21 protein-coding genes are annotated in these 20,136 nt (G+C 73.1%); 13 read left to right on the top strand and 8 right to left on the bottom strand.

Annotation, left to right across the window (positions count from 1 at the left end):
- Positions 1–37 precede the first annotated feature (37 nt).
- Positions 38–325, bottom strand: coding sequence for a DUF2530 domain-containing protein (locus tag IH44_RS0104625; RefSeq protein WP_030458097.1), 288 nt, complete (start codon positions 323–325; stop codon positions 38–40).
- Positions 326–561: 236 nt separating this feature from the next.
- On the opposite strand from IH44_RS0104625, the gene IH44_RS0104620 reads away from it, so the two are divergent.
- From IH44_RS0104620 to IH44_RS45160, 4 genes are all read left to right on the top strand, one after another.
- Positions 562–2,025, top strand: a complete 1,464-nt coding sequence (locus IH44_RS0104620; RefSeq protein WP_030458096.1) for an NCS2 family permease — start codon at positions 562–564, stop codon at positions 2,023–2,025.
- A gap of 119 nt (positions 2,026–2,144) precedes the next feature.
- Positions 2,145–2,345, top strand: coding sequence for a type II toxin-antitoxin system VapB family antitoxin (locus IH44_RS0104615; RefSeq protein ID WP_030458095.1), 201 nt, complete (start codon positions 2,145–2,147; stop codon positions 2,343–2,345).
- Entirely contained in the window at positions 2,342–2,761 is a 420-nt protein-coding gene (locus IH44_RS0104610; protein ID WP_030458094.1) for a PIN domain nuclease, read from the top strand. The genes IH44_RS0104615 and IH44_RS0104610 overlap by 4 nt, the downstream gene beginning before the upstream one ends.
- Positions 2,762–2,777: 16 nt before the next feature.
- Positions 2,778–2,936 (top strand): hypothetical protein, encoded by a 159-nt coding sequence (locus tag IH44_RS45160; protein ID WP_369794895.1) that lies wholly within the window; start codon positions 2,778–2,780, stop codon positions 2,934–2,936.
- A gap of 74 nt (positions 2,937–3,010) precedes the next feature.
- On the opposite strand, the gene IH44_RS0104600 is transcribed toward IH44_RS45160, so the two are convergent.
- Together IH44_RS0104600 and IH44_RS43915 are read right to left on the bottom strand one after the other, a co-directional pair.
- A complete protein-coding gene (locus IH44_RS0104600) occupies positions 3,011–3,343 on the bottom strand; it encodes a hypothetical protein (protein ID WP_157852102.1) in 333 nt (110 codons plus the stop codon).
- 77 nt (positions 3,344–3,420) lie between these two features.
- Entirely contained in the window at positions 3,421–4,281 is an 861-nt protein-coding gene (locus tag IH44_RS43915) for a DUF4231 domain-containing protein (protein ID WP_107066466.1), read from the bottom strand.
- 295 nt (positions 4,282–4,576) lie between these two features.
- On the opposite strand from IH44_RS43915, the gene aspS reads away from it, so the two are divergent.
- The gene (gene aspS, locus IH44_RS0104590; RefSeq protein WP_030458091.1) at positions 4,577–5,893 is read left to right on the top strand and encodes an aspartate--tRNA(Asn) ligase; all 1,317 of its coding nucleotides are present in this window, start codon (positions 4,577–4,579) and stop codon (positions 5,891–5,893) included.
- Positions 5,894–5,899: 6 nt separating this feature from the next.
- Here aspS and IH44_RS0104585 read toward each other — a convergent pair whose 3' ends face one another.
- Positions 5,900–6,391 (bottom strand): hypothetical protein, encoded by a 492-nt coding sequence (locus IH44_RS0104585; RefSeq protein ID WP_030458090.1) that lies wholly within the window; start codon positions 6,389–6,391, stop codon positions 5,900–5,902.
- 299 nt (positions 6,392–6,690) lie between these two features.
- Between IH44_RS0104585 and IH44_RS0104580 the strand changes: the two genes are divergently transcribed.
- From IH44_RS0104580 to IH44_RS0104570, 3 genes are all read left to right on the top strand, one after another.
- Positions 6,691–7,236 (top strand): DUF1707 and FHA domain-containing protein, encoded by a 546-nt coding sequence (locus tag IH44_RS0104580; protein WP_030458089.1) that lies wholly within the window; start codon positions 6,691–6,693, stop codon positions 7,234–7,236.
- Between the two features lie 93 nt (positions 7,237–7,329).
- Positions 7,330–7,764: a MarR family winged helix-turn-helix transcriptional regulator gene (locus IH44_RS0104575; RefSeq protein WP_030458088.1), complete on the top strand. Its 435-nt coding sequence runs from the start codon at positions 7,330–7,332 to the stop codon at positions 7,762–7,764.
- Positions 7,765–7,880: 116 nt separating this feature from the next.
- Complete coding sequence (locus IH44_RS0104570; RefSeq protein WP_030458087.1) at positions 7,881–9,446, top strand: MFS transporter; 1,566 nt, start codon at positions 7,881–7,883, stop codon at positions 9,444–9,446.
- On the opposite strand, the gene IH44_RS0104565 is transcribed toward IH44_RS0104570, so the two are convergent.
- Positions 9,443–9,973, bottom strand: a complete 531-nt coding sequence (locus tag IH44_RS0104565) for a GNAT family N-acetyltransferase (protein WP_030458086.1) — start codon at positions 9,971–9,973, stop codon at positions 9,443–9,445. The two genes, IH44_RS0104570 and IH44_RS0104565, sit on opposite strands and share 4 nt — an antisense overlap.
- A 52-nt stretch (positions 9,974–10,025) precedes the next feature.
- On the opposite strand from IH44_RS0104565, the gene thpR reads away from it, so the two are divergent.
- Complete coding sequence (gene thpR / locus IH44_RS0104560) at positions 10,026–10,586, top strand: RNA 2',3'-cyclic phosphodiesterase (protein WP_051816553.1); 561 nt, start codon at positions 10,026–10,028, stop codon at positions 10,584–10,586.
- A 234-nt stretch (positions 10,587–10,820) separates the two neighbouring features.
- On the opposite strand, the gene IH44_RS0104555 is transcribed toward thpR, so the two are convergent.
- The 3 genes from IH44_RS0104555 to IH44_RS0104540 form a co-directional block, all read right to left on the bottom strand.
- Positions 10,821–12,587: a beta-galactosidase family protein gene (locus tag IH44_RS0104555; protein WP_030458084.1), complete on the bottom strand. Its 1,767-nt coding sequence runs from the start codon at positions 12,585–12,587 to the stop codon at positions 10,821–10,823.
- Positions 12,588–12,983: 396 nt separating this feature from the next.
- Positions 12,984–14,108, bottom strand: a complete 1,125-nt coding sequence (serC, locus tag IH44_RS0104545; RefSeq protein ID WP_030458083.1) for a phosphoserine transaminase — start codon at positions 14,106–14,108, stop codon at positions 12,984–12,986.
- A 180-nt stretch (positions 14,109–14,288) separates the two neighbouring features.
- A complete protein-coding gene (locus IH44_RS0104540) occupies positions 14,289–15,389 on the bottom strand; it encodes a citrate synthase 2 (protein WP_030458082.1) in 1,101 nt (366 codons plus the stop codon).
- A gap of 418 nt (positions 15,390–15,807) precedes the next feature.
- On the opposite strand from IH44_RS0104540, the gene pdxH reads away from it, so the two are divergent.
- From pdxH to IH44_RS0104520, 4 genes are all read left to right on the top strand, one after another.
- Positions 15,808–16,431, top strand: a complete 624-nt coding sequence (gene pdxH / locus IH44_RS0104535; RefSeq protein ID WP_030458081.1) for a pyridoxamine 5'-phosphate oxidase — start codon at positions 15,808–15,810, stop codon at positions 16,429–16,431.
- Positions 16,432–16,698: 267 nt separating this feature from the next.
- The gene (fxsA, locus tag IH44_RS43585) at positions 16,699–16,872 is read left to right on the top strand and encodes an FxSxx-COOH cyclophane-containing RiPP peptide (RefSeq protein WP_063759546.1); all 174 of its coding nucleotides are present in this window, start codon (positions 16,699–16,701) and stop codon (positions 16,870–16,872) included.
- 33 nt (positions 16,873–16,905) lie between these two features.
- Complete coding sequence (locus IH44_RS0104525) at positions 16,906–19,290, top strand: FxsB family cyclophane-forming radical SAM/SPASM peptide maturase (protein WP_030458080.1); 2,385 nt, start codon at positions 16,906–16,908, stop codon at positions 19,288–19,290.
- Positions 19,287–20,117, top strand: coding sequence for an aminoglycoside N(3)-acetyltransferase (locus IH44_RS0104520; RefSeq protein WP_232794822.1), 831 nt, complete (start codon positions 19,287–19,289; stop codon positions 20,115–20,117). The genes IH44_RS0104525 and IH44_RS0104520 overlap by 4 nt, the downstream gene beginning before the upstream one ends.
- Positions 20,118–20,136 lie beyond the last annotated feature (19 nt).

Raw genomic sequence — 20,136 nt, 5'->3', positions numbered from 1 at the left:
GCGGCGGTGTGTTACGGCGGCGTGCTGCGGCGGTGCGCTAGAGCGCGGCTTCCCCGGGTTCTCCGGCGGCCTCGGCCGCCTCGGCGGCGCGGGCGCGGCGGATCGCGGCGCGGCGGGCGGTGCAGTACTTGAGGCCGATCAGGCCGAGCAGGCCGCCGGACAGGCAGATCCACGGCCAGGTGCCGTGGTCGTGGTCGGACAGCCACCCCTGGAACGGCACCAGCGCCACGAAGCCGACGAACCACAGCACCGTGCCGGTGCCGACGATGGCGACGTCGTTCCCCTCGAGGGGCGGGGGAGCGGAGCGCAGCGCGGTCTTGGGCATGGGCCCTAGCCTACGGGGCGGCCCGGGCCGTCCGGGAGAGGCGGTCGACCGTCGGGGAGAGGAGGTCGGCCGCTCCTCTCGGGCGGCCGAACGTGAGCGATGGTGATCGAGTGTGACCGTAATGGGCTCGCTCTACGCGCGAAGATGGCGCGTGCACGACCGGAATCGACATACTGAAATGTCCCCCGCCTTGACTCCCGGTCTCCCCCGGCCCCTTCCGATCGAGGACCCCCGACATGTCTCCGCAGGCCCAGTCGACCACCGCGTCGCCCGAGCCCTCCCAGAACGCGCCGCAGCCCCCGTCCGGCGCCCTGGACCGCTTCTTCAAGATCTCGCAGCGAGGCTCCACCCTGCCCCGCGAGATCCGCGGTGGTGTCGCCACCTTCTTCACGATGGCGTACATCCTGGTGCTCAACCCGATCATCCTGGCCTCGGCCACGGACATGAACGGCACCCACCTCGCCGGTGGGCAGCTGGTCACCGCGACCGCGCTCACCGCGGGCCTGACCACCCTGCTGATGGGCGTCATCGGCAACGTGCCGATCGGCCTCGCCGCCGGCCTCGGCGTCAACACCATCGTGGCGCTCCAGCTCGCCCCCAAGATGACCTGGCCCGACGCCATGGGCATGGTCGTCCTGGCCGGCTTCGCCATCATGCTGCTGGTCGCCACCGGCCTGCGCGAACGCGTCATGAACGCCGTCCCGCTCGGCCTGCGCAAGGCCATCGCCATCGGCATCGGCCTGTTCATCACCCTGGTCGGCCTGGTCGACTCCGGCTTCGTCACCCGCGTCCCGGACGCCGCCCACACCACCGTCCCGCTCCAGCTCGGCGCCGGCGGGCACCTGCACGGCTGGCCCGTGCTGATCTTCATCCTCGGCCTGCTGCTCACCATGGCCCTGGTCATCCGCAAGGTCCCCGGCGCGATCCTGATCTCGATCGCCGTCATGACCGCCGTCGCCGTGGTCATCCAGCAGGCCGCCGACCTCGCCCCCGAGACCTGGGGCCTCACCGTCCCCACCTGGCCCGGCAACCCCGTCGCCACCCCCGACTTCGGCCTGGTCGGCCACTTCAGCCTGTTCGGCGGCTTCTCGCACGTCGGCGTCCTCACCGGCATCCTGTTCGTCTTCACCGTGCTGATGAGCTGCTTCTTCGACGCGATGGGCACCATCCTCGGCGTCGCCGACGAGGCCCACCTGCTCGACGAGAAGGGCGACCTCCCCGGCATCAACAAGATCCTGATGGTCGACGGCATCGCCACCGCCGCGGGCGGCGCCACCTCCGCCTCCGCCAACACCTGCTTCGTCGAATCCACCGCCGGCGTCGGCGAGGGCGCCCGCACCGGCTTCGCCTCCATCGTCACCGGCGCGCTCTTCATGCTCGCCCTCTTCCTCACCCCCCTGGCGACCATGGTCCCCGCCCAGGCCGCCACCCCCGCGCTGGTCACCGTCGGCTTCCTGATCCTGGCGAACTCCATCAAGGAGATCGACTGGTCCGACTTCACCATCGCCATGCCGGCCTTCCTCACCATCGTGATGATGCCGTTCACCTACTCCATCACCAACGGCATCGGCTTCGGCTTCATCACCTTCTGCCTCCTGCGCATCGTCGCCGGCCGCGCCCGCACCGTCCCGATCGCCATGTACGGCGTCGCCGCGGTCTTCGCCTTCTACTACCTGATGCCGGCCCTCGGCCTGCTCTGACCCGAGCCCGGCTGTGTCGGCGGCCCCGCACTCCTCCGAGGAGTGCGGGGCCGATTTGATATCGACAGTTGCTCTGAACTGATATCGTTTTCTTGTTGGCGCACTAGGGAGGAACAGCCATGACACGGACCGTGATCGATCTCGACGACGAGCTGCTGGTCGAGGCGCAGCGGCTTTTCGGAACCTCCACCAAGGTCGCCACGGTGAACGCCGCCCTGCTCGAAGCCGTCAAGCTCGCCCGCCGGATAGAGTTCGCGGACGCCGTGGCAAGCGGGGAGTTCGACCTCCTCAACGAGCCCGGCGACCAGGCGGTGGCGTGAGCAGGGAGCACTTCCTGATCGACAAGTCGGCCCTGGCTCGGTGGGGGAAGCCGTCCGTGCGGCCGGTGCTGGACGACCTCTCCCAGCGGGCCTTGCTCGCCGTCAGTCCGACGGTGGAGATGGAGGTGCTGTACAGCGCCCGCACCCTGGCCGAAGCCGATCGGCTGCGCCACCTGCTTCGGGGTTTCGACTACCTGTCGTGTCCTGATGAGGTGTGGGACCGGGCGAAGCAGGTGCAGCAGCAGGCACTGTTCCGCGGCAACCACAGGGCACTGTCGATGGCGGACCTGCTCATCGCAGCCACGGCGGAGCGGCACGGTGTCAGCGTCCTGCACTACGACGGCGACTACGACATGATCGCGGCGATCACCGGGCAGTCCACTCGATGGGTCGTACCGGCGGGGACGGCCGACTGAGTCCCTTCCCGAGTCGATGGTGGCTTCCATCACCAACGGCATCGGCTTCGGCTTCATCACCTTCTGCCTCCTGCGCATCGTCGCCGGCCGCGCCCGCACCGTCCCGATCGCCATGTGCGGCGTCGCCGTGGTCTTCGCCTTCTACCACCTGATGCCGGCCCTCGGTCTCCTCTGACGCCGTCCGGCCGTCGCACGGCCCTCTCCCGCCCGGGTGCGGGGGAGGGCCGTGCGCTTGCGGAGGCCGCCCGGTCAGGGCTCGCCGGTAGTCGGTAGTGAACAGGCGGAGCAGCCGGGGGGCAGGTCCCACTCGACGACCCGGAGGCCGGAGAGCTCGACGACTTGGACCGGCAGCCGAAGAAGGGCGAGCGGTGTGGCGCCGTACCGGTTGACCCAGCGCAGCCGCCGGGCGTGCTCCACGTCGCTCAGAGCCGTCCAGTCGTCCCTGGTCACACCTGGCGGGGAGGTGTCCCCGAGCGGGGTCTCGGCGGACACCGCCCGCACGTAGCCGATCTCGGCGGGGGAGCGGCGGAGCATCAGCAGGCACCAGGCCGTCGGGTACGGCAGTGATCCATGGACGGCCACGAGACGTCTCGCCCTCCAGTGGCCCAGCGGCGCGAGCAGCCACCTCAGCGGGGACCGCCATTTCCGGGCGGGGTGCGTCAAGCGGACCGGTCCTCGGTGCCGGAACTAGATTGTTCCAGCTGGAGCTCGCGCTTGCGCTGTTCCTCTTTGATGCGTTCGACGAGGCATGCGAACTTGCGCAGCCGGTCGGTCTCCGAGAGGGGGGAAGACGGATCGGAGCTGGCGTACTCGTCGAGCATGAACTGGGATGCGTTGTAGTGCTTCTCGATCTCGTCGGCCGTCGACTGGAGATTGTACCCGCGCTCCCGGAACTTGAAGTAGCCGGTGATCCCGGCGGAGATTCCGACGAAGGCACTGAGGGCCGCGGTGAAGTAACGCAGCCAGGCCGAGTCGCCGGAATTCATCGCGGCGAGCGTCGACGTGGCGATCGATCCGGTGATGATGACGGCTTGGAAGAGGTTGTGGACCCGGCGATTCTTGTTCGACCCCTTGCGGTACTGCTCGATGGTGTCGAGTGCGGACTCGCGGTAGATGCGCAGCGCCGAGGGAGAGTCCAGCGGGAGCCTGGCGGCGGCCGTCTGCCGGTCCTGCAGGGCGTTCCGCAGGGCGCCGGTCTTGGTCACGATGTCGCGCCGGTTCATCCAGGCGGCTCGCCCCATCGATGCCCAGAGGGTGAGCACGATCGCCAGACCGACCCACCGGGCGAAGAGGGGTTGGCTGTTCCACAGGCCGACGGCGACGGTGTACCCCAGGAATGCGGACAGGCTGATGGCGCCGGCCATGGAAACCAGGTAGATGCGCTGGAACGTGCGGGCGGATCGCAGGTCGCTGTCGAGTTCGTCGAAGGCCTTGACCCTGCTCCGGTAGGTTTCCTGGAATTCGAGCTCCCTCGCTGCGGAAAACTCTTCGGAGTGGAGTTGGACGTTTCCCGTTGCCACGGATTCTCCCGAGTTCGGTTCGGGGAGACCCTATGGTGCGGGATTTCCGTCCGGCAAGCCCATTGTGAAGCGAGTGGTGGATAATCAGCCATTCTCTCTTTTTATTATTCTCCTATTTAATGTGGCGCCGTAGAGCTCGGAGAGCCTGAATGCAGGGACAGAGCGCCGGGGACGGGTGAAAACCCGAGGCGGCGGTCGGGGCGGGCGGGTTAGCGTGGGCGTGTCCTCGGGCGGCTGTCTACCGCTCTTCTCGTGGCGCGAACAACGCGCCCGCAACCCAGGGAGTTGCTTCGGCATGGTGCGTGTCCTCGTCGGTGAGCTGCCGGCCGCGGTCGGTCGGACGGTGACGGTCAAGGGGTGGGTCAACACGCTGCGGCTGCAGAGCAAGGTGCAGTTCGTGGTGGTGCGCGACCACACCGGAATGGTGCAGGTCACGCACCGGCGCGGGGGTGAGGGGGACGCGCTCGGGGAGCTGCTGCGGGGGCTGACGGTGGAGTCGGCGGTGGTGGTGACCGGGCGGGTGGTGGCGAACCCGGTGGTGAAGCTCGGTGGGCTGGAGATCGTCCCGGAGCGGGTCGAGGTGGTGTCGGCCGCCGAGCCGGGGCTGCCGATCGGCCCGGAGACCGGCCCCGAACAGCGGCTGAACTGGCGGTTCCTGGACCTCCGGCGTCCGGAGCGGCGGCTGGTGTTCGAGGTGCAGACCACCGTCGAGCAGGCGATGCGGGAGGTCGCCGCCGAGCAGGGCTGCACCGAGCTGCACACGCCGAAGCTGATGGGCACCGCCTCGGAGTCCGGCGCGGAGGTGTTCGAGGTCGGGTACTTCGAACGGAAGGCGTACCTGGCGCAGTCCCCGCAGTTCTACAAGCAGATGGCGATCGCGGGCGGCATCGACCGGGTCTTCGAGATCGGTCCGGTGTTCCGCGCGGAGCCTTCCTTCACGTCCCGCCATGCGACCGAGTTCACCGGTGTGGACGTCGAGTTGGCGTGGATCGACGGGGTGGAGGACGTGATGTCCTTCGAGGAGCGGATGCTGCGCCGGGCGCTGGAGCTGGTCGCCGAGCGGCACGGCGAGCAGATCGAGCGGCACTGGGGCGTACGGGTCGTGGTGCCCGAACTGCCCTTCCCCCGGCTGACGATGGCCGAGGCGGTGAAGAAGCTGCGGGACGCCGGATGGGACCCGGAGGGCGTCCGGGAGGACCTCGACCCGGAGGGCGAGCGGCTGCTCAGCGCGCTGGTGGAGCGGGAGACCGGGCACGAGTTCGTGTTCGTCACCGGGTTCCCGGCCTCGGTGCGGCCGTTCTACCACCTGCGGTCGGCCGACGACCCGGCCGTCACCGAGTCCTTCGACCTGCTCTGGAAGGGCGTGGAGATCACCACCGGCGCGCAACGCGAGCACCGCTACGGCCGGCTGGTCGCGCAGGCCCGGGAGAAGGGCATGGACGCCAGCCCCGAGGGCCCGCTCGGCCGGTACCTGGACTGCTTCCGGTACGGCATGCCGCCGCACGGCGGGTTCGGCCTGGGCCTGGGCCGGGTGCTGATGCTGGCGCTCGGGCTGCCCTCGATCCGGGACGCGGTGTTCCTGTTCCGCGGCCCGAACCGGCTGGAGCCGTAAGCCCGTTCAGGGCCTTCCGGTGCGGGTCGAGCCGGGCGGCCACAGGACGTCCACCGGCAGCCCGGCGGCCCGGGCGGCGGCGACCATGTCGGCCGTCCCGCCCCGGCCGTTGCCCGGCCCGCCGTCCCAGACCGCGACCACGCGGTCGGCGAGCAGCAGCAGCCGGTCGTTGGCGGCGACGTACGCGGCCGGGTCGAGCCGGGCGGCGGGCAGCACCAGCACCCGGTGCGCGGCGGCCCGCAGGCGGTCGAAGTCGGCGCGCTCGGCGGCGCCGGCGTGCGGGCCCGGCGCGGACGGGCCGGGCAGCACGGCGACCAGGCGGGCGCCGCGGGCCAGCACGGCGTCCGCGAACAGCGTGTCGGCGCCCGGCGCGAGACAGGACACTCCCGTCAACTCGCCTGCCGGGTACGGCGCGAGGAACGCGTCCAGGGCGGCGCGGACGGCGCGGGCGGTGTCCGGGGCGAGGTCGAGGTGCCCGGTCACGGCGATCACGGGCATGGCGGGCGCTCCCCGGGCTGGTCGTCGGGTGGGTGGGTCGTCGGGTGGGTCGGCAGGGCGGTCGGCAGGTCGGTCGTCGGGTCGGTCGGCAGGGCGGTCGGCAGGTCGGTCGTCGGGTCGGTCGGCAGGGCGGTCGTCGGTGCTGGGCGGGATGGATCCTGCCAGGACGGCGGCCCGGCGCGGGGGAGTTGACCGGGACCGGACCGAAAAGCCGTGCCCCGGGCCGGAGTCGGACGGGTCGGCGGACCGGTCCCGGCGGCGTGCTGGACAGTGCGGGCCGGTCACCCGACAATCACGCTATGGCCGCTCAGGAGTTCAGCACCCAGCTCGCCCGCCCCTCGCAGGCCGAGCGGGACGACGCCCTGGCGGTGCTGCGGGACGGGGTCGGCAGCGGCCGGCTCTCGCACGACACCTTCATCCGCCGGATGGAACTGGTGCTGACCGCCCGCAGCCGCGCCGAGCTCGCCGAGGTGGTCGGCGACCTGCGCACCTACGGCCCGGTCTCCCGGGTGCTGCTGCGCACCGTCGCCAAGGTCTCCGCGCTCCAGGTCCGGCTCCGGCAGACCTGGCACGCCGAGCAGCTGACCAGGCTGCAACTGCCCGACCCGGCCGTCCGGCTGCTGCGGATCGGCCGGATGACCGGCTGCGACCTCCGGCTGGGCGACTCGACCGTCTCCCGGCGCCACGCCGAACTGCGCTTCGAGGCCGGCGACTGGGTGCTGTACGACCTGGGCTCCAGCAACGGGACCTTCGTCAACGACCGCCGGGTGGCCGGCGGCACCGTGGTCCGGGCCGGCGACCGGCTGCGTTTCGGGCGGCTGGGCTTCCACCTCACCGCGGACTGAGCCCGTACCGGGGACCGGGCCCGTGCCGGGCCCGTGCCGCGGGCCGGGCGAAATCAATTTTCCTTAGACTCGGTAATGACGTAGGCTAATGACATGCCCGAGATGTCCGAGGACGACCTGCTGGCGGTCAGCCAGCTGCGGTCGTCCGCGATGCGCCTGGCCCGACGGTTGCGACACCAGCGGGTCGAAGAGTCGCTGAGCCCCACCGAGATGGGGGTGCTCGGCACCCTCGCCCGCTGCGGCAGGGCGACACCGGGCGAGCTGGCCCGCAAGGAGCACGTCCAGCCGCCGTCGATGACCAGGATCATCGCCATGTTGGAGGAGAAGGGCCTGGTGCGGCGCGAACCGCACCCGGAGGACCGCCGACAGGTGGTGGTCAGCAGTACGGAGCAGGCCGAGGAGATCCTCAACGAGTCCCGCCGCCGGCGCAACGCCTGGCTGGCGGCCCTCGCCGAGAACCTCGACGCGGAGGAGTGGGAGCGGCTGAAGGCCGCCGCACCCGTGCTCTACAAGCTGGCCAACCTGTAGCCGGTCCGTCCCGTCCCGGGCGTACGAAGGAGAACCGCATCACCGCAGCACCCACCAGCACCGCACACCGCGCCGCGACCGCCGAACCGGTCGCGGCGCGCCGAGGGGAGACCACCTTGACACCGCCGGCCGCCCGCGCCGCCGCGATCCGCACCGCGACCATCCGCACCGACCTCCGCACCGACACCCGGCGCCCGATCACCCGCCCCGCGGGCCCGCGCCACGAAGAACCGCTCACCGACGAAGCGGCCGCCACCACCGGAACCGCGCCCACCGGCGCCCCCGCCGCGCAGAGCCAGGCACCCGCCCCCACGGGCCTGCCGGGCAGCGGCGACGACGACCCCGAGCATCCCACCGCGGCGGAGACCCCCGCCGCTTCGCCGGGCCGGTTCACCCGCCCGGGAGGGATGTTCTCGTCCCTGCGCATCCGCAACTACCGGTACTACTTCGCCGGCCAGGTCGTCTCCAACACCGGCACCTGGATGCAGCGCATCGCCCAGGACTGGCTGGTGCTCAGCCTCACCGGCAGCCCGTTCGCGGTCGGCATCACCACCGCCATGCAGTTCCTGCCGATGCTGCTGCTCGGCCTGTGGGGCGGCGTCCTCGCCGACCGGCTGCCCAAGCGCCGCCTGCTGGTCGCCACCCAGGGCGCGATGGGCCTGCTCGCCGCCGGCCTCGCCCTGCTCACCATCACCGGCGCCGTCACACCCGTCGTGGTCTACCTGTTCGCGCTGCTGCTCGGCCTGGTCACGGTGGTCGACAACCCGACCCGGCAGGCCTTCGTCAGCGAGATGGTGCCCGCCAAGGACCTGGCCAACGCGGTCAGCCTGAACGCCGCCAACTTCCAGACCGCCCGCCTGGTCGGCCCCGCCGTCGCCGGCGCGCTGATCGCCGCGGTCGGCAGCGGCTGGGCGTTCGCCGTCAACGCGCTCTCCTTCGTCGCGGTCATCGGCGGCCTGCTCGCCATGCGCAGCAGCGAACTGCGCCCCGTCGAGCGGATCGCCCGCGAGCGCGGCCAGCTCCGCGAGGGCCTGCGGTACGTTCGGGAACGCCCCGAACTGCTGTGGCCGATGGTGCTCGCCGGATTCATCGGCACCTTCGGGTTCAACTTCCCGACCCTGCTCGCCGGCTTCGCGCACGACACCTTCCACGTCGGCGCGGGCGCGTACGGCCTGCTCAACACCGCGATGGCGGTCGGCTCGCTGACCGGCGCCCTGCTCGCCGCCCGCCGCGGCGCGCCCCGGCTGCGCCGGCTGGTGTTCGCGGCGCTCGCCTTCGGCGCGCTGGAGGTGCTGGCCGCGCTCGCGCCCGGCTACTGGACCTTCGCGCTGCTGCTCACCCTGATCGGCGTGTTCGGCCTGACCTTCAACACCTCGGTCAACTCGGCGCTGCAGCTCGGCACCGACCCCGAGATGCGCGGCCGGGTGATGGGCCTGCTGGTCCTGGTCTTCACCGGCGGCACCCCGATCGGCGCCCCGCTGGTCGGCTGGATCACCGCGCAGTACGGCCCGCGCTTCGGCCTGCTCGCCTGCGGCCTGGTCTCCGCCGCGGCGGCCGGCGTGGTCGCGCTGGTCCTCGGCCGGATCAGCGGCCTGCGCCTGCGCCTGGACCTGCACCCGGTGCGGACCAGGGGCCGGGTGTTCTCGGTGGTGCAGAAGGGCGACCTGGCGACCGCCTGCTAGCCCTGGGCGGGGACGCGCTGCTCCAGGACCTGCCCGGGCCAGGGGCCGTCCGGCCGGTCGACGGTGAACGCGGTGGTACGGGTGAACCCGAGCCGCTCGTACTGCTCGACCAGCCGGCCGTCCCCGCCCGCGTAGCAGTCCACCCGCAGCAGGCCGAGGCCGCGCTCGCGGGCCTCGCGGCGGGCGTCCGCGACCAGGGCCGCACCGACGCCGGAACCGCTGTGCGCGCGGTCGGTCACCAGCCAGTGGACGTACAGCTCGGGCCGGTCGGCCGTCCCCGCGTACGCGGGGGCCTGCTGCGACATGACGCAGATGCCGAGCGGGGCGCCACCGCCGTCGGGCTCGGCAATCCGGACGAACTGCTCGCGGCAGGAACGCTCGGCCCGGGCCACCGACTCCGGCCGCTGCGACCACGGGACGGTGCCCCACTGGCCGGTGCGGCCGCGCGCGGCCAGCCAGGCGACGGCGCCGTCGAGCAGGGCGAGCAGGTCCTGGGTGGAATCGGGGCCTCCGGTACGGATGTGCATGACTGCCTTTTTATCCGATGGCAGGACCGGGGCGGTGCGGCAGGATGACGGGATGAGGCTCTTCGTCGCGGTGAACCCTCCGCCCCTCGCCAAGCTCGAACTCACCGACGCCGCCGCGCCGCTGCGCGAACTCCCCGGGGCGGGCGGGCTGCGCTGGACCGAACCCGCCGGGTGGCACCTCACCCTGGCGTTCCTCGGCGAAGTACCGGCCGATGAGGTGCCCGCGCTCGAACACGAGCTGGCCCGGGTCGCGGGCGAGCACCCGGCCCACCGGCTGCGACTGGCCGGCGGCGGCACCTTCGGCCAACGGGCCCTGTGGGCGGGCGTCGAGGGGGACGTCCGGGCCCTGCGCGAGCTGGCCGCCGCCGTGCAGCACGCGCTCGGCGCCACCGACGAGGAGCGCGACTTCCACCCGCACCTGACCCTCGCCCGGGCCGGCACCACCCGCCGCCGCGGCCCGGGCGGCCCGGCCGACCTGCGGGCGATGGCCGGCGCGCTGCGGGAGTTCCGGGGCACCGAATGGCCCGCCGGGCGGATCCAACTGATGCGCAGCGAGACGGGCTACGGGTCTGCCCGCTACACGGCGGTGGAGGGCTGGCCGCTCGGCACGTGAACGTGGGGACTGCTGCTGCGCGAGCGGGACGGTGCGGAACCGGGGGCGCGGGGAACTGCGCGCAGCGGGAGTCGCGCGTGGGTGCGGCCGCGGGATAGTGCAAGTGGCTGTCCTGCGGGGCGATCTGGCTGTGGGTGCTCGGTTGGCCGCGCAGTTCCCCGCGCCCCTGGTTTCGCTCGGGTGGGCCTGCAGCAGTTCCCACGCGGCGCTGGTTTCGCGTGCGTGTCGGTGCGGTCAGCCGAGGTCGGGGGACGGGTGGAGGTGGATGCGGGACGGGGTGGTGGGGCCTAGTTCCAGGAGGGTGAGGGTGTTGGGGCCGGGGTGGAGGAGGGGCCAGGGGCAGTAGAGGGTGTGCTGGGGGCCGCGGGTGTCGTAGCGGCCGAGGAGGAAGTCGTTGACCCAGAGGTAGCCGTGTTCGCCCTCGGGGACGGTGAGGAAGGTGTCGCCGGGGGCGTCGAGGTGGAGGGTGCCGCGGGCGAGGAGTTCCGGGGCGGGGGTGCCGGGGGTCCAGGCGGGGGTGGGGAGCGGGTCGAGGGGGAGGGGTTCGGCCTGCCAGCCGTGCAGGTACTGGCGTTCGTGGCGGACGCCGGTGAGGCCCTTGGTCTCGCCGACCTGCGGCCCGTAGTTGACCCGGCCGAGCGATTCGACCAGGAGCCGGATCCGGGTGCCGCCGCCGGCGGTGACGGGTTCGGGGGCGACGCCGCGTTCGAGGGTGGCGGCGGGTTTGCCGTCGAGGTGGAGGGTGGCCCGGTCGTGGAGTCCTTCGACGGTGAGCGGGAGGTCGGGGCTGCGGTCGGGCACCGTGGTGGTGTAGCGGACCAGGCCGTGCTCCAGGCCGAGTTCCTCGAACAGCGGCGGTACGGGGGAGTGCACGGCGGGCCCGAACGGCAGCTCGGCGCACTCGTCGAGGAGGACCTCGCGGGCGTCCAGGACGGGTGCGGGGGCGGGGAGTCGGGGTTCGCGGTGGTCCAGGTACCGGGCGAGTTCGGGGTGTTCGGCGGCGAAGTCGGCGATGACCTGCCGGAAGGCGTCGAACTTGGCGGTGGGCAGGCCGCGTTCGTCGAGCGGGGCGTCGTAGTCGTAGGAGGTGGTGATCGGCTGGTAGGGGGAGCGCGTCCAGTCGGTGGAGTTGAACGGCGGGTCGGCGTGGTTGGCGCCGGCGGTGGTGCCGAAGTTGGTGCCGCCGTGGGCCATGTAGAGGTTGACGGAGCCGCCGGCGGCGAGGATGCGGCGCAGGGTGTCGGCGGCGTCGCCGGCGTCCCGGGTGTGGTGGGGCCCGCCCCAGTGGTCGAACCAGCCGTTCCAGTACTCCATGCAGAACGGCGGGTCCTCGGGGCGGTGGCGGCGCAGCGCGGCGAAGGCGCCTTCGGGGTCGGAGCCGAAGTTGACGGTGGCCAGCACGCCGGGGACGGTGCCGGCCGCGAGCATGTGGTCCTCGGGGCCGTCGGAGGTGAACAGCGGGACGGTGATCCCGCGTTCGCGCAGTCCGCGGGCCAGGTGGGCGAGGTAGTCGGCGTCGCTGCCGTGGGCCCCGTACTCGTTCTCGACCTGCACCATCAGCACGGTGCCGCCGGGCCGGCCCCACTGGCGCTCCACCACCTGGGGCAGCAGGACGTCGAAGAACGCGTCGACGGCGGCGAGGAAGTCCGGGTCGCCGGTGCGGGCCCGGCGGCCGACCCGGGCGGTGAGCCAGCCGGGGAGGCCGCCGTTGTCCCACTCGGCGCAGATGTACGGGCCGGGGCGGACGATCGTCCACAGGCCCTGGCGGTGCGCCTCGTCGAGGAACGCGCCGAGTTCGTCGAGCCGGGTGAAGCGGCCGGGCGCGGGTTCGTGCAGGTTCCACGGCACGTACGTCTCGACGGTGTTCAGCCCCATCGCGCGCACCGCGGCCAGCCGGTCGGGCCACTGCTCGGGGCGGCTGCGGAAGTAGTGCACCGCACCGGACAGGATGCGCAGCGGTCGGCCGTCGAGGCGGAAGCCGTTCGAGTCGTAGGTGAGCATGTCCCTAGCCTGCCCAACGGCGCCGGTGTCAGCCCCGGGGACATGCACGGCGGGCGGGGGAGGCGGCCGGGACGAGTGCCCTGTGTGCGGGGCGGGGCGTTCGACCGATTACCCTCGGAGGGTGGACCCGAAGACTCGTATGCGGATCGTCACCGGCGCGTTCGTCCTGCTGCTGGTCGTGGTGATCATCAGCGCGATCGTGCAGAAGTAGCGGCGGCGGCCCCGTCCGGCGGCGGCGGGGTGGTGCGCAGCCGGCTGATCATGCCGGGGGCGGCGAGGCCGGGCAGGAGCATCCGCATCCTCGACCGGTTCGGCCCGAACGCGGCCTGAGGGCGCGCACGCCGGAGGCCCCGGCCCGCGCGAGCGGACCGGGGCCTCCGGGGAAGGCGCGGTGGATCAGTCGTTCAGGTGCTCGACCACGTAGTCGATGGCGCCGGTGAGCTTCTCCACGTCCGCCGGGTCGATCGCCGGGAACATGGCGACGCGCAGCTGGTTGCGGCCCAGCTTGCGGTACGGCTCGGTGTCGACGATGCCGTTGGCACGCAGTGCCTTGGCGATCGCAGCGGCGTCCACCGCGTCGTCGAAGTCGATGGTGCCGACGACCTGCGAGCGCTCCTCCGGCTTGGCCACGAAGGGCTGCGCGAAGGAGGACTTCTCGGCCCACGAGTACAGGATCGAGGAGGACTCCGCGGTGCGGGCCACCGCCCAGTCCAGGCCGCCCTGGCCGTTCAGCCACTCCAGCTGGTCGGCCAGCAGGAAGAGGGTGGAGATGGCCGGGGTGTTGTACGTCTGGTCCTTCGAGGAGTTGTCGATCGCGGTCGGCAGGTCGAAGAACGGCGGGATGTACCGGCCGGAGCCGGCGATCTCCGCGGCGCGCTCCAGCGCGGCCGGCGAGAAGGCGGCCAGCCAGATGCCGCCCTCGGCGGCGAGGCACTTCTGCGGGCCGAAGTAGTAGACGTCCGTCTCGCGGATGTCGACCGGCAGGCCGCCGGCGCCGGAGGTGGCGTCGACCAGGACCAGCGAGCCGGCGTCCGCGCCCTCGGGGCGGCGGATCGGCATGGCGACACCGGTGGAGGTCTCGTTGTGGGTGAGGCCGTAGACGTCCACACCCGCCTCGGCGACCGGCAGCGGGTGGGTGCCCGGGGCGGTCTTGATCACCGTCGGCTCGGCCAGCCACGGGGCGGCCTTCACGGAGGAGGCGAACTTGGAGGAGAACTCGCCGAAGTCCAGGTGCTGTGACTTCTCGCGCACCAGGCCGAACGCGGCGATGTCCCAGAACGCGGTGGAGCCGCCGTTGCCGAGCACGACCTCGTAGCCCTCCGGCAGCGAGAACAGCTCGGCGACGCCCTGGCGGACGCGCTTGACGATGTTCTTGACCGGGGCCTGGCGGTGGGAGGTGCCCAGCAGGGAGGTTCCGGTGGCGGCGAGGGCACTCAGGGCCTCGGGGCGCACCTTGGAGGGGCCGCAGCCGAAGCGGCCGTCGTTGGGCAGATTGTCGGCGGGGATCTGAATCTGAGCCACGGCCGCAGCCTATCGCCCGGCGCTGCGGCGGCGGTACGCCCGTCCGGCCGGTGAGACGTGATCTTGGCCGCCCCGGACAGCCCGCACCGGGGCGCGTGACCCCTGGTCAGGGGGTGTGCACGCGCCCGGTGGCGGCCGTGCCGGTGCTGACGGCCGGTCGGCTTTTCACCCGGAAGTGGGTCAGCCGGCGATCTGGTCCCAGCCCTCGATCTCCTGCGGCCCGCGCGAGCCCGGGCCGATGTAGCGGGCGGCCGGGCGGACCAGCCGGCCGGTGCGCTTCTGCTCCAGGATGTGCGCCGACCAGCCGGCCGTGCGGGCGCAGGTGAACATCGAGGTGAACATGTGCGCCGGGACCTCGGCGAAGTCCAGCATGATGGCGGCCCAGAACTCGACGTTGGTGGCCAGCACGCGGTCGGGGCGGCGGTTGTGCAGCTCCTCCAGGGCGGCCTTCTCCAGCGCCTCGGCGATCTCGAAGCGCGGCGCGCCGAGCTCCTTGGCGGTGCGGCGCAGCACCCGGGCGCGCGGGTCCTCGGCGCGGTAGACCCGGTGGCCGAAGCCCATCAGGCGCTCGCCCTTGTCCAGGGCGTTCTTCACGTAGCCGGCCGCGTCGCCGGTGCGCTCGATCTCCTCGATCATGCCGAGCACGCGGGACGGCGCGCCGCCGTGCAGCGGGCCGGACATCGCGCCGACCGCGCCGGACAGCGCCGCCGCCACGTCCGCGCCGGTGGAGGCGATCACCCGGGCGGTGAAGGTGGAGGCGTTCATGCCGTGCTCGGCGGCCGAGGTCCAGTACGCGTCGACGGCCTTGACGTGCTTCGGGTCCGGCTCGCCGCGCCAGCGGATCATGAACCGCTCGACGATGGTCTCGGCCTTGTCGATCTCGCGCTGCGGGACCATCGGCCGGCCCTGGCCGCGGGCCGACTGGGCCACGTACGACAGCGCCATCACGGCGGCCCGGGCGAGGTCGTCGCGGGCCTGCTCGGCGGAGATGTCCAGCAGCGGCTTGAGGCCCCAGACCGGGGCGAGCATGGCGAGGGCGGACTGCACGTCGACCCGGATGTCGCCGGAGTGGACCGGGATCGGGAACGGCTCGGCGGCCGGCAGGCCGGGGGCGAACTTGCCGTCCACCAGCAGGCCCCAGACGTGCCCGAAGGAGACCTGGCCGACCAGGTCCTCGATGTCCACCCCGCGGTAGCGCAGCGCCCCGCCCTCGCGGTCGGGTTCGGCGATCTCGCTCTCGAAGGCGACTACACCCTCAAGGCCGGGTACGAAATCCGACATCAGAACGGCTCCTTCAGTGATCCGGTGCGGCACGCGGCCGTGGTGGGGCGGCACGCCGGTGGCCGATGGTGATTGGCACTCGGTGTCAGATTGTCAGGCACGGAGTGCATTGCGCCATACACCACGACGGTGATGTTTCCCCCGAGGGCCGCTCGAACCCCTGTCGTCTCCGGCGTCCTCGGCGGATTTTTCGGGACGTCCCGGGCGACAGCCGGACGAATTCCCGCGCAGTGGGTGGTGAAGCGGTGGCGAGCCACCCTATCCCCAGCCGTTTCCCCGGACGTAGCGGCGCCCGGCGCTTGTCGTACGGGATGATGGGGACGTGCCTACCGCGGAACGCCACCCGAACGCCGAGCCGAGCGCCCCGTCCCTGCCCGTCGAGCCCGCCGGGGAGCTGCCCCGGCCGGACCTGTCCGCGATGCGCGAGCACTACCGGCACGCGGGGCTGGCCGAGGAGCAGCTCGCCGACGACCCCTACCAGCAGTTCGGCCGCTGGTTCCACGAGGCGGGCGAGGCGGGGGTGGCCGAGCCCAACGCGATGGTGCTCTCCACCGCCGACGCCCACGGGGTGCCCTCCGCGCGCACCGTCCTGCTCAAGGGCTACGACCGGCGCGGCTTCGTCTTCTTCACCAACTACGGCTCCCGCAAGGGCACCGACCTGGCCGCCAACCCGAACGCGGCGCTGCTCTTCCCGTGGATCACGCTGGCCCGCCAGGTGATCGTGGCCGGCCGGGTGGAGAAGGTCGGCCGGGACGAGACCGCCGCCTACTTCCGCACCCGCCCGCACGGCTCCCAGCTCGGCGCCTGGGCCAGCGAGCAGTCCAGCCCGGTCGCGGATCGCGCGGTGCTGGAGCGGCGCTACGCCGACCTGGCCGCCAGGTACCCGGAGGGCGAGGGCGTTCCGGTCCCGCCGTTCTGGGGCGGCTACCGGGTCGTCCCGCGCTCCGTCGAGTTCTGGCAGGGCCGGGAGAACCGGCTGCACGACCGCCTGCGCTTCGTCGCCTCCGAGGAAGGTTGGCAGGTGGAGCGGCTCTGCCCGTGACCGGCACCGGCTCCCAGTTCGACTCCCGCTAGCACGGTCGGTCGAACCGGGGAACCGCCGAACGGGTGAAGCGCAGAAGGTCTGACGCGGCTTCAACTCCCTTGCGCGGCAGGCTCCGGGGGCCGGATCGGGGGTTCTCGTGAAGGGGTTGGCGGTAACCTGCGGGGGCTATGCTGTACATCGGTGTCAGGCCGCAGTGACTCACGACACTGGCTTCCGGCTGCGGCGATTCCCCGTCCGCACGCCTCAGTGAAGAAGGCAACGCCGATGACCACTGCACTCGCCGAAGACCTGTCCGAGCCCCGGGTCGCTCTCGAGCGCGCCGCCCTGGCCGACCTCGCCGCCCTGGACGCCGAAGAGCTCACCGCACAGATCGCCCGGGTGCTGCCGGCCGCGGCGGCCCGCCAGGTGGCGGTGGCCGCGTTCCAGTCCTCGATCTGACCGGGGCGGAACAGCCGGATCGGTCCGCCCGCGATGTCCGGAACCGTGCCGTTCAGCCAGTTCGTGCTGAAGGTCCACAGCCGCTGTGACCTGGCCTGCGACCACTGCTACGTGTACGAGCACGCCGACACGAGCTGGAGCCGCAAGGCCAGGGCGGCCTCGGACGCGGTGCTGGAACGGACGGCCGGGCGGATCGGCGAACACGCCAGGACCCACCGGCTCCCCGCCGTGCACGTCGTGCTGCACGGCGGGGAGCCGCTGCTGGCCGGCCCGGACCGGCTGCGCCGGGCCGCCGAACTGCTGCGCGCCGCCCTGCCCGCCGGGTGCGCGCTGGACCTGCGGATCCACACCAACGGGGTGCTGCTGAGCCGCCGGTTCCTGGAGCTCTTCGCCGAGCAGGACGTCAAGGTCGGCGTCTCGCTGGACGGCGACCGGCTCGCCAACGACCGGCACCGGCTCTTCCCGGACGGCCGCTCCAGCCACGCCAAGGTGCTGGCCGCCCTCGCCCTGCTGCGCGAACCGGAGTTCCGGCACCTGTACGCCGGGCTGCTGTGCACGATCGACGTCGCCAACGACCCGGTCGCCGTCTACGAGGCACTGGTCGCCGAACGGCCGCCGCGGATCGACTTCCTGCTCCCGCACGCCACCTGGGACCACCCGCCGCTCGCCCCCGAGGGCGCCGGCCCGACCCCGTACGCGGACTGGCTGCTGGCGGTCCACCGGCACTGGACCGCGCAGGGCCGCCCGATGCCGGTGCGGATCTTCGACTCGGTGCACCGCACCCTGCGCGGCCGCTCCAGCCTCACCGAGTCGCTCGGCCTGGACCCGGCCGACCTGGTGGTCGTCGAGACCGACGGGACGCTGGAGCAGGCCGACAGCCTCAAGACCGCCTACGACGGCGCGCCCGCCACCGGCTTCGACGTGTTCGCGCACAGCCTGGACGAGGTCGCCCGGCACCCCGGGATGCGCGAGCGGCAGTCCGGCCTCGCGGGCCTCGCCGCGCAGTGCCGGGCCTGCCCGGTGGTGCGCAGCTGCGGCGGCGGCCTCTACGCCCACCGATACCGGACCGGCGGGGGCTTCGACCACCCGTCGGTGTACTGCGGGGACCTCTTGAAGCTCATCACCACCATCCGCGACCGGACCGCCGCCGCCCCGGCGGCCGTGCCCGCCCAGCAGCGGCAGCCGCTCACCGACCGGCACCTGGACGAACTGGCCCGCGGCCTCGGCGGCCCGGACGCCGTCGCCGCCCTCGGGAAGGCCCAACTCGAGCTCTCCCGGCGGCTGGTGACCGCCGCCGGAGCGGCCGGGAACAGCCCCGCCTGGCAGCTGCTGACCGAGGTCGACCGCAGCGCCTCGGACGCGCTCGACGCGGTGCTCGCCCACCCGTACACCCGGGCCTGGGCGGTGCGGCTGCTCGGCGGGGACGGGCGGGCGGACCTCGGCGGGCTGGCCGAGCTGGCGGCGGCGGCCGCGGCCCGCGGGCGGGTCGACTTCGAACTGCTGCTGCCGGTCCGCGCGGGGTGGCTGCACCTGCCGACGCTCGGCCGGCTGCGGGTGGACGGCAAGGCCGAGGCGGTACTGCGCGGCACCGCCGACGGGCTGGCCTGCGACGGGCACACCGTCGGGTGGGACCGGCCCGGCGACCACCGGTGGCAGCCCGTCCGCCGGGTCGCCCTGCCCGGCTGGACGCCCGCCCTGGAGGACACCGACCCGCACCGCGACAGCCACCAGTGGGCCGCCGCCGACCGGCTCGACGACGCCGAACTCCTCGCCTGGACGGGCGCGTTGGGCGAAGCCTGGGACCTGCTCGGCCGGGACCTGCCCGAGTACGCGGCCGGCCTCGCGGCCGGCCTGGGCACCGTCACCCCGCTCGCCCCCGGCCCGGCCGGGCGCGACATCAGCGCCGCCGCCCGGCAGGCGTACGGGGCGGTCGGCATCGCCCGGCCGACCACCGGGCCGGTGCTGGCGCTGCTGCTCGCCCACGAGTTCCAGCACGTCAAGCTCGGCGCGGTGCTCGACCTGCACGACCTGCACGACCGGGCCGACGAGCGGCTCTACCACGCGCCGTGGCGGCCCGACCCGCGCCCGCTGGAGGGCCTGCTGCAGGGCACCTACGCGCACCTGGCGGTCGCCGCCTACTGGGCGAGCCGGGTGCGGGCGCTCGACGGCACCCGGGGCGACGAGGCCGCCGCGGCCCGGCTGCAGCTGGCCACCTGGCGGGCGCACACCGCCGACGCGATCGGGACGCTGGACGGCTCCGGCGCGCTCACCCCGCTCGGCCGGCGCTTCACCGCGGGGATGCGCACCGCGCTCGCCCCCGCGCTGGCGGTGCCGGTCGGCGCCGCCGCCGAGCGGGCCGCCCGGGCGGCCGCCGCCGAGAACCTGGCCGCCTGGCGGGCCGCGGCGGGACGGCGGTGACCGACACCGCGCTGCTCCGGGCCGCACCCGGGCGCACCGGGCGGCCCCGGACGGTCGACCGGCTGGCCGGCCAGCTGCGCGACCTGGGCGTCCGGGAGGGCGGGACGCTGCTGGTGCAGTCCTCGCTGCGGGCGGTCGGGCCGGTCGCGGGGGGCGCGCACGGGGTGGTGCAGGCGCTCCTGTCGGCGCTGGGGGCGCACGGCACGCTGGTCGTCTACACCGCTACACCCGAGAACTCCCGCACCTCCCCCCACTACCGGGAGCACACCGCCGGCCTGACCGGCGCCGAACTGGCCGATTACCACGACCGGATGCCCGCCTGGGACCGCCGCCGCACCGCCGCCTCCCCGACCATGGGCCGGCTCGCCGAGGTGGTCCGGCAGTGGCCCGGCGCGCTGCGCAGCCCGCACCCGCAGACCTCGTTCGCCGCGCTCGGCCCGGCCGCCGGGGAGCTCACCTCGGTGCACCCGCTGGACTGCCACCTCGGCGACGACTCGCCGGTCGGCCGGATGTACCGCAGCGGCGCCCAGCACCTGATGCTGGGCGCGCCGATGCGCCACTGCACCCCCCTCCACCTGCTGGAGTACTGGCAGCCCGACCGGCCCGAGCAGCTGTACACCTGCGTCCGGCGCACCGAGGACGCCCGGCGGGTGGTCGAGGAGTTCACCGCCACCCGGCTGGACGACGGGCACTTCGAGGCGATGGGCGCGATGCTGCTCCGGGAGCTGCCGACCCTGCGGCGCGGCCCGGTCGGCGCCGCCCCGAGCGTCCTGATGCCGATCCGCGAAGCGGTCGATCTCGCAGCCAACTGGTACCGCAACAGGTGAAGTTGAGTCGCCATCAGAT

Source organism: Kitasatospora sp. NRRL B-11411, from assembly GCF_000721345.1.
Taxonomy (GTDB): Bacteria; Actinomycetota; Actinomycetes; order Streptomycetales; family Streptomycetaceae; genus Kitasatospora; species Kitasatospora cineracea.
The sequence above is the reverse complement of the archived record's forward strand: the minus strand, read 5'-3'. Positions and strand labels throughout refer to the sequence as shown.

Bases quoted from the DNA above. Each gene is read 5' to 3' on its own strand.
- IH44_RS0104620 (WP_030458096.1), top strand. From the start codon at position 562: ATGTCTCCGCAGGCCCAGTCGACCACCGCGTCGCCCGAGCCCTCCCAG.
- thpR (WP_051816553.1), top strand. From the start codon at position 10,026: ATGAGGCTCTTCGTCGCGGTGAACCCTCCGCCCCTCGCCAAGCTCGAA.
- IH44_RS0104615 (WP_030458095.1), top strand. From the start codon at position 2,145: ATGACACGGACCGTGATCGATCTCGACGACGAGCTGCTGGTCGAGGCG.
- IH44_RS0104525 (WP_030458080.1), top strand. From the start codon at position 16,906: ATGTCCGGAACCGTGCCGTTCAGCCAGTTCGTGCTGAAGGTCCACAGC.
- pdxH (WP_030458081.1), top strand. From the start codon at position 15,808: ATGCGCGAGCACTACCGGCACGCGGGGCTGGCCGAGGAGCAGCTCGCC.
- IH44_RS45160 (WP_369794895.1), top strand. From the start codon at position 2,778: ATGGTGGCTTCCATCACCAACGGCATCGGCTTCGGCTTCATCACCTTC.
- aspS (WP_030458091.1), top strand. From the start codon at position 4,577: ATGGTGCGTGTCCTCGTCGGTGAGCTGCCGGCCGCGGTCGGTCGGACG.
- IH44_RS0104555 (WP_030458084.1), bottom strand. From the start codon at position 12,587: ATGCTCACCTACGACTCGAACGGCTTCCGCCTCGACGGCCGACCGCTG.
- IH44_RS0104565 (WP_030458086.1), bottom strand. From the start codon at position 9,973: ATGCACATCCGTACCGGAGGCCCCGATTCCACCCAGGACCTGCTCGCC.
- fxsA (WP_063759546.1), top strand. From the start codon at position 16,699: ATGACCACTGCACTCGCCGAAGACCTGTCCGAGCCCCGGGTCGCTCTC.
- IH44_RS0104575 (WP_030458088.1), top strand. From the start codon at position 7,330: ATGCCCGAGATGTCCGAGGACGACCTGCTGGCGGTCAGCCAGCTGCGG.
- IH44_RS0104580 (WP_030458089.1), top strand. From the start codon at position 6,691: ATGGCCGCTCAGGAGTTCAGCACCCAGCTCGCCCGCCCCTCGCAGGCC.
- IH44_RS0104625 (WP_030458097.1), bottom strand. From the start codon at position 325: ATGCCCAAGACCGCGCTGCGCTCCGCTCCCCCGCCCCTCGAGGGGAAC.
- IH44_RS0104585 (WP_030458090.1), bottom strand. From the start codon at position 6,391: ATGCCCGTGATCGCCGTGACCGGGCACCTCGACCTCGCCCCGGACACC.
- IH44_RS0104540 (WP_030458082.1), bottom strand. From the start codon at position 15,389: ATGTCGGATTTCGTACCCGGCCTTGAGGGTGTAGTCGCCTTCGAGAGC.